Here is a 5,971-nt window from a genome sequence, read left to right on the forward strand (position 1 = left end):
AGTCCGTCGGCTTTGGCCTTCTCCAGAGCTTCGTGTAAGTCGGGTGCCTGATCGGCGAGTACCTCAATGATCTCGTCGAGGTAGCGGTACCCGGTGGCACGGGAGGATCCCATGGTCCCGCGCCAGCGCGGTGACATCGACGGCCTGGCGGAACCAGCGAAGACCCAGCACTGCTTGCCGGAAGCAGCTCAACGCCCTGCTGTTTGCGCGAGTACCACGACGGCGGCGTTCGGCATGCAGCAGACGGCTGAGGTACTGGGCGAGTTCACGCGGCACGTCGAGCATGGCACGATAGGCAATCACGGGGAGCCCCTGACCTCGGACTTGATCTTCGCAAATCCAGTCCTACCAGGAGCTCCCCGCCCACATCTCACCGGTACCGGCCAACCGGCGCACTCGCCCCACGCCTCCCCGCCCAGCGCGCTCACCACCAAGCTGATCTTGCTGAGATCACCTCAGTGGACCTAATAAGGTCCGATTTGGAATGGAGGATGATCAATGCCGGAACGGCGTCGGAAGTTTTCTCCCGAGTTTCGGGATGAAGCGGTCAAGATGGTGATCGACGGTGATCGTCCGGTCGCGCAAGTTGCTCGGGAGTTGGGAATCAACCCGGGCACTCTCGGGAACTGGGTAGCCGCGTATCGAAAGAATCACCCGGTGGACGAGGAACCGTTGTCGGTGTCCGAGCGTGCCCGCCTGCGGGGACTCGAGCGGGAAAACCAGGAACTGAAGATGCGGAACGAGTTCCTGGGAAAGCTGCGGCCTTCTTCGCCCAGGAGTATCGGTGACCGCGAAGTTCGCGTTCATCGACGGCGAGAAGGACACGTTCCCGATCACCAAGATGTGCGCCTGGCTGAGTGTGTCCACCTCGGGCTACTACGAGTGGAAAGACCGGGCACCGTCGCCGACGGCCCGCCGACGCGAGCGCTTGGCCGCGATGATCACCGCGATCTTCCAGGCCAACCACGGCACCTACGGCTACCGGCGCATCCACGCCGTGCTGGCGCGTTCGGGCGAGCAGGTGTCCGACGAGCTGGTCCGGGACCTGATTGCGCGACCTGGGCTTGGTCGCCTGCCAACCGCGGCCGTGGCGGCCGACCACCACCGAGGCCGACCAGACCCACCGCATCCCGGACCTGGTCGACCGTGACTTCACCGCCGAGGCGCCGGGCACCAAGCTGGCGGGTTCGACAGCGCCTGGGTGCGCCGCACATGCGCCGGTCCGCAACCTCACCCTGATCGCGGATGCGCGCGGCAGTTGGCATCGAGGTGTCGTGTCCGGTGCGGGCGGGCCCGGGATGGTGACGTGCCGAGATCGGTCGATGCTGCCCGTTTGGGCGGTGCGGCCGCCCGAACGAGCGGTCGTGTAGCCGTTGTCAGGCGGCCCCGCCGACGCGAGGCTGGAGTGACCGTCCGCAGACCCCGAAGGAGCGTCGTGTGAGCACCCCCGCCTCCGCGTTCGCCGCCGCGACCGCTGTCCCCATCGATGCCGCCTCCGAGCGGCGAGCCTGGTTCCAGGCGTTGTGCGATACGTACGAGGCCGACCGTGAAACCTCCTGGGACGGCTTCGTCCAGAACCTGGCCGGGGCCGTCGAACAGGCCGGCGTCCGCCAGGACGTGGTGACCGAGTTCGTCCGCGTCATGGCGGAACTCCCCGCGCCGCTCGAGGTCGTCGCCGAGATGCACCAGGCGGGAGTCGACACGCTCGACGCCGCCTACGAGAGCGCCTACGAGGACGTCGCCCAGGCCGGAGCGGGGTTCGAGGAGGGCGCTGCCGATACGGACCCGAAGGTCTGGCACGCGACCCTGCACGAGCTGGGCGCCCGCTGGGACCGCGACGAGGCGAGCTGGCTGACGTTCCGCGAGTGGTTCTCCTACGAGACCGGGCAGCGGGGACTGGGCGCGGAGGGACAGGCGTTCGTCGAGTACGCGGAGGCCGGCGACAAGGTCCAAGTGTTCGACGAGTACGGGGTCCCCGGCTACGCCCTGGCAACCCGGGAGACGGCCGCGGACGCCCCCGCTGTCGCGGAGTTCCCGGTGGTGACCGAAGGCGACAGCGGCGACTGGGTCGCCTACGCCGACGAACTGCTCACCCGAGCCGGCTACTGAGGAGCTGCGTCATGGCAACGAACGTGTTCGACGAGAACTTCCGCGCCCGCCTGCTCGCCTTCCAGCGCGACCACGGCCTCGCTCTCGACGGCAAGCTCGGCACCGAGGTCTGGACCCAGCTCACCGAGCAGGCCGCGACCCCGAAGGCCGGGTCCGTGGCCTCGCCCGAGCCCACCACCGGCACGACCGGTTCGGACGGTGGGCAGCCCGAGATGCTGGCCCGCCTCGCGCCGGAGAACTTCCCGCTGCTGGCGAAGATCGCGAACACCTGTCAGGACGAGGCGGGCGTCCGGCGGTTCCTGCTGGAGGAGGTGGGCCTCGACCTCGACGAGCTCGCCCGTGACGTGGAGTCCGTGATGGCCGAGGAGGCAACGGTATGACCAGCTCGGAGCGCATGGCCGAGGACGCGGCCAAGATCGCGACGATGGACCAGCAGGGGGCCACGGCGGCCAAACGGCGCCTGAAGGACGAGATCAACGACACCCAGGTCCAGCTGGACAAGGCGCGGGCCGAGGAGACCGAGCACTTCCGCTCCGAGGACAGGTTCGACGTCTTCGGAGAGCGGCCGGTCCCGGTCGAGGGCACCTGGCACTTCTGGAAGGGCTCGGACTGGACCTCCGAGGAGAAGCGGGAGCTGAACACCGCCTGGAGCACCCTCGGCCTCGGCACCCTGGCGAGCATCGGCGCCATCCTCAACGCGGTCTTCTCCCTGCACGCCGCCGCGTCGGCGGAGGACGCGGGCCACGCCAGAATCGAGGAGGCCGGCGACAACACCACCAGCGCGACGAACCAGAACCTCCTCGACACCGCCGCGTGGGGGTTCGACTCAGCGATCGTGAACACCACCATGGTCGGCGGAGCCGGTCTCACGGCACTGGCCACCGGCATACGCGATTACCGGCGCGCGTGCGTCAAGCACGCCGAACGGCTGGCCTCGCTTAACCGGCCGGAGGAGACCGAGCGCAGGGAGAACCTGGAGAACTACATCAACGGTCTGCAGGAACGGCTCGCCAAGGTCCGCGAACGGCTCACGGCCCTGGCCCAGCAGGCCGACGTGGAGAAGGGCAACCTGATCGAGGTGATCACACACGTCCAGAACCACATGTCCTCGTCCTCGTCCTCGTCCTCGACGTAGTCCGGGCGCCCGTGGGGGCCGGGAACGTGCCCGGCCCGCTCGAAGGTTAAACGCCGGCGACCGACTGGGTCCAGCTGCGGTACGCGGTTAGACACTGCCGAGTTTGCCGCCGATGGTCGGACGTTTGCCGAACGCACGCTCATGCCGATGAGCGGAAGCTACACAGTGACGCACTGCTTTGAAGTCGATCATCATTCACTTGCATCGCGCAGTACTCGGGCATCGACGCGCCTAACTAGTCCGATACCAACTCCACGAACGTCGGTTCGCCCAGCTTGTCCAACCGCATCAACGGCACGACCTTCTGGTGTGCGGTGCCGTCGTTGTCGTAGGACAGCGGTCCGCTGACCCCGGGCACGGCGTTCTGCCGCTCAGCTCCGCGCCGGAGCGATCACCGCTGGTCATCGAGGTTGTGCGGGAATTAGCGGAGCTGGTCGATGGTCGACTGGAGGTTCAGCCAGGAGAGCGCGACCAGGTCGGCGAGGGTCTGGCAGAACGATTCGTCGACGCCGCCAACGGGGGCGGCAGTGTAGCAGCCGGTGGACTCGAGGGTGCTGTAGGCGTCGTTGAAGGATGTCACCGCTTCGTTGACCGCGACGTAGGGCCCGTTTGCCGGCATGCCGTCCAAGGCGACGTCCACGAGATCGACAAGCTTCTTGGCGCTGGCCATCAGCTCGCCGCAGGTGGTGTTGTTCATCGGGGTGCCGGTGGGGCAGCGCGGTGACGTGCCGCCGAGGAGCATGCGCATCAGGTCGGCGTCGTCGGCCGGGCTGTCAGGGGCCGACGACGCCGCTGTCGTGGTGGTCGTGGCTGTCGCCTGTGTGCGGCGCTGCTCAGGGACCGGGTCACCGCCACAGCCGACGAGAGCCAGGGGAACCACGCACACGACCACGATCCGACGCCACATGACAGGCACGGTAGAAGGCCAGCCCACCGCGGAACGGGCGCTGACCGCAAGGTGCCACGGCTGGGGCCGGTGCAGGGCCACCGGCCCGCGAACCTCAGGTCAGGGCGGCCAATGTCGTGTGCGTCAGCACCCGGATGCCCGTGAGCAGTGCGCGCTTGTCCAGTCGGAACATGGGCTGGCGGCACGAGGTCCTCGATATCCTCGACCTGCCGCTGGGTGGCATGTACGAGTGGCGGTTCGGCTCGGCACTACGTCGAGGTCGGCATCACCCTCGCGGGGACGATCTGCATGCCGACCCCGAGAGGGTGACCCCGCCGCGCCGTGTCGACGTGACCGTCCTGTACGGCCTGGATCGGCATCTGCTTGCGGTGGCAGGCGGAGGCGTTCGTCGACGCCACCCGCCGCATCGTCGGGCACGGCCTGGTCGACGCCGACCGGCACTTGGTGGCCGCCGCGCGGGCGACCCCGCGCGACGGTGCGGCGCGGCCGGAGGGGCAACTGCATCGCGTATTACGGCGGCTCCGAGCTGGCTGGCGAGGATGTCGTCCTGCGGATCTGACCCGAACGCGCGCGACCGCTCGGACCCGACGACCCGCCGTTCTGATCAATCCGAGCAATCTCGGGTTTTCGCCAGTTCCGGGTACTCCGCTCCGGCGGACGTGTCCGGTGGGGTGCGCCGGACCGGTGCCGTACACCGGAACATCAGATCGACAAGTTACGGGCCGTGCTGTCGGTGATGTGGATGGGAACGTCAGCATAGAACGCGATCGAGATCCCGCCGCTCACACGATCGGCGGCGCGCCACCGGGTCTACGTTCGACAGGCCATAGCCGGACAGGGGTCGGACCCGCACGACCGTCCATTCACCCTCCCACCGCCTCGATGAGAGATGCCAGCGCAGGGTCTACCTCTTCGACGATGTGGCGGTATTCGGGTTCTTGGAGGTTGCTGAACACGTAGTTCTCCAGAGCGCCTCGCGTTGCGTCCCAGTCAGGGTGGTCGGCAAGGTATGCCTCGCCGACCACCAGGAACTGCGCAGCTACTCGGTCCTTGGTGTTGGGGTAGCTGTCCAGCGCCGGGCGCATGACCGGATGCCACAATGCGTCCGCAGCAACAGGTCCGACCAGCAAAATCAACTCGTCGTCTTGATCGATGGCGTCTTGCACCGCTCTCGCGATTCGTTCGGCCAGGAAAGGACGGGTCTCAGGCAACCGCATCCACATGAGGTCACCCAGCGCACCCAGGCTCCACGACATGGGCACGCCAGAACCCAGCGCGGTGACGTCATGGGAGAAGGCCGCGTCTGCGGGGCTGTTGCGGCGAACCGGGACGGACGTACCATTGGGTAGGTCGACACGTCTCCAGTCCTCTGTCATGGAGACATTGTAAGGAATCTGGTTGGCCATCGCTCATGCCACGCAGCCGCTGGGCGGGCATTGGGGCATCCCGAGGTATTGGCGACCAATGCCGGTGACGTCGAACAGATCGAAAACAGCGTCCCCGACACCTCCGTTGCGCACGTTGACGCCAAAACCGAGCAGGTGTCAAGCCTCGGGTTTGATGGAGAGTCTGTTATCTGGTTTCCAGGGTTGCGGTGACGGGGTGGGTCATCGCGTGTAGTGCTTCGTACTCGGCTGGTGGGAGGTGTCCGAGTTCACCGAGCAGGCGTCGGTTGTTGTACCAGTCGATGTACTCGACGGTGGCGATTTCGAGGTCATCGATCCCGCGCCATGGTCCGAGGTTGCGGACGAGTTCGAGGTACTCGCCGATCAGGCACCCGACTTACACGAAGCTCTGGAGAAGGCCAAAGCCGACGGACT

Annotated in this window: 8 protein-coding genes and 3 pseudogenes; 5 read left to right on the top strand and 6 right to left on the bottom strand. The window is 67.0% G+C overall.

Annotated elements, in window-relative coordinates; genetic code table 11:
• Positions 1 to 303, bottom strand: a pseudogene (locus ACFPCV_RS25860) (IS5/IS1182 family transposase); the annotation flags it as partial.
• A gap of 195 nt (positions 304 to 498) precedes the next feature.
• Between ACFPCV_RS25860 and ACFPCV_RS25865 the strand changes: the two are divergent.
• From ACFPCV_RS25865 to ACFPCV_RS25885, 5 genes and pseudogenes are all read left to right on the top strand, one after another.
• Positions 499 to 729 (top strand): annotated as a pseudogene (locus tag ACFPCV_RS25865) (transposase); the annotation flags it as partial.
• A 55-nt stretch (positions 730 to 784) separates the two neighbouring features.
• Positions 785 to 1,150, top strand: coding sequence for an IS3 family transposase (locus ACFPCV_RS25870; protein WP_378058930.1), 366 nt, complete (start codon positions 785 to 787; stop codon positions 1,148 to 1,150).
• 287 nt (positions 1,151 to 1,437) lie between these two features.
• Entirely contained in the window at positions 1,438 to 2,109 is a 672-nt protein-coding gene (locus ACFPCV_RS25875; RefSeq protein ID WP_378058931.1) for a hypothetical protein, read from the top strand.
• An 11-nt stretch (positions 2,110 to 2,120) separates the two neighbouring features.
• Positions 2,121 to 2,489: a peptidoglycan-binding domain-containing protein gene (locus ACFPCV_RS25880; protein WP_378058932.1), complete on the top strand. Its 369-nt coding sequence runs from the start codon at positions 2,121 to 2,123 to the stop codon at positions 2,487 to 2,489.
• Positions 2,486 to 3,244 (top strand): hypothetical protein, encoded by a 759-nt coding sequence (locus tag ACFPCV_RS25885; protein WP_378058933.1) that lies wholly within the window; start codon positions 2,486 to 2,488, stop codon positions 3,242 to 3,244. The genes ACFPCV_RS25880 and ACFPCV_RS25885 overlap by 4 nt, the downstream gene beginning before the upstream one ends.
• A 235-nt stretch (positions 3,245 to 3,479) precedes the next feature.
• On the opposite strand, the gene ACFPCV_RS25890 is transcribed toward ACFPCV_RS25885, so the two are convergent.
• From ACFPCV_RS25890 to ACFPCV_RS25910, 5 genes and pseudogenes are all read right to left on the bottom strand, one after another.
• Positions 3,480 to 3,602 (bottom strand): hypothetical protein, encoded by a 123-nt coding sequence (locus ACFPCV_RS25890; RefSeq protein ID WP_378058934.1) that lies wholly within the window; start codon positions 3,600 to 3,602, stop codon positions 3,480 to 3,482.
• A gap of 63 nt (positions 3,603 to 3,665) precedes the next feature.
• Positions 3,666 to 4,151 (bottom strand): hypothetical protein, encoded by a 486-nt coding sequence (locus tag ACFPCV_RS25895; protein ID WP_378058935.1) that lies wholly within the window; start codon positions 4,149 to 4,151, stop codon positions 3,666 to 3,668.
• Between the two features lie 248 nt (positions 4,152 to 4,399).
• Positions 4,400 to 4,549 carry a hypothetical protein gene (locus ACFPCV_RS25900; RefSeq protein ID WP_378058936.1) on the bottom strand — a complete coding sequence of 50 codons (150 nt, stop codon included), beginning with the start codon at positions 4,547 to 4,549 and terminating at the stop codon, positions 4,400 to 4,402.
• A gap of 465 nt (positions 4,550 to 5,014) precedes the next feature.
• On the bottom strand, positions 5,015 to 5,527 hold the full coding sequence (locus ACFPCV_RS25905; RefSeq protein WP_378058937.1) for a hypothetical protein: 513 nt from the start codon (positions 5,525 to 5,527) through the stop codon (positions 5,015 to 5,017).
• Positions 5,528 to 5,723: 196 nt separating this feature from the next.
• Positions 5,724 to 5,906 (bottom strand): annotated as a pseudogene (locus tag ACFPCV_RS25910) (IS3 family transposase); the annotation flags it as partial.
• Between the last annotated feature and the right edge of the window lie 65 nt (positions 5,907 to 5,971).

This window comes from Actinophytocola glycyrrhizae, from assembly GCF_042653545.1.
Lineage (GTDB): Bacteria > Actinomycetota > Actinomycetes > Mycobacteriales > Pseudonocardiaceae > Actinophytocola > Actinophytocola glycyrrhizae.

Excerpts from the sequence above, each read along its gene's own strand:
- ACFPCV_RS25905 (WP_378058937.1), bottom strand. The coding sequence starts at position 5,527 with ATGACAGAGGACTGGAGACGTGTCGACCTACCCAATGGTACGTCCGTC.
- ACFPCV_RS25895 (WP_378058935.1), bottom strand. The coding sequence starts at position 4,151 with ATGTGGCGTCGGATCGTGGTCGTGTGCGTGGTTCCCCTGGCTCTCGTC.
- ACFPCV_RS25885 (WP_378058933.1), top strand. The coding sequence starts at position 2,486 with ATGACCAGCTCGGAGCGCATGGCCGAGGACGCGGCCAAGATCGCGACG.
- ACFPCV_RS25880 (WP_378058932.1), top strand. The coding sequence starts at position 2,121 with ATGGCAACGAACGTGTTCGACGAGAACTTCCGCGCCCGCCTGCTCGCC.